Source organism: Streptomyces sp. SID13726 (assembly GCF_010548375.1).
Lineage (GTDB): Bacteria > Actinomycetota > Actinomycetes > Streptomycetales > Streptomycetaceae > Streptomyces.
In genome coordinates, this window is the sequence record NZ_JAAGLY010000739.1 from 1 (window position 1) to 401 (window position 401).

General features: G+C 71.3%; 1 protein-coding gene and 1 pseudogene. One reads left to right on the forward strand and one right to left on the reverse strand.

Features of this window, described 5'->3' with window-relative positions; all coding sequences use genetic code 11:
- A pseudogene (locus G3I78_RS52680) lies at positions 1-150 on the reverse strand (type I methionyl aminopeptidase); the annotation flags it as partial.
- Positions 151-215: 65 nt separating this feature from the next.
- Here G3I78_RS52680 and G3I78_RS50050 point away from each other — a divergent pair.
- The coding region (locus tag G3I78_RS50050; protein ID WP_164437325.1) for a helix-turn-helix transcriptional regulator at positions 216-401 on the forward strand (186 nt) is incomplete at its 3' end.

Below are 401 nucleotides of genomic sequence, written 5' to 3' on the forward strand. Positions count from 1 at the left end.
CTCGGCCAGTACCGCACGGGCCGCCCGGTCCAGGTCCAGCAGGGACGCGCCGACGGCCGCCGCCTCCCGGGCGGCGGCCAGGGCGTGGGCGACGACCCGGCCCGGGGCGCGCATCGCGTTGATCGACTCTTCTGTCTTCAGTTCCACCATGCCAATAACTATACCGGTATAACTTTAACGGGATAGTTATTGAGGGAGGGGGTAGGGTGGGGGCCATGGTCCGTACCCCCCTCACCCCCGAAGAGCGCGAGCGCGGCGAGCGGCTCGGCGCGCTGCTGCGCGAAGCCCGCGGCGGTCGCAGCATGGTCGAGGTCGCGGCGAGCGCCGGGCTGTCCGCCGAAACCCTCCGCAAGATCGAGACCGGTCGCGCGCCGACCCCGACCTTCTTCACGGTGGCCGCC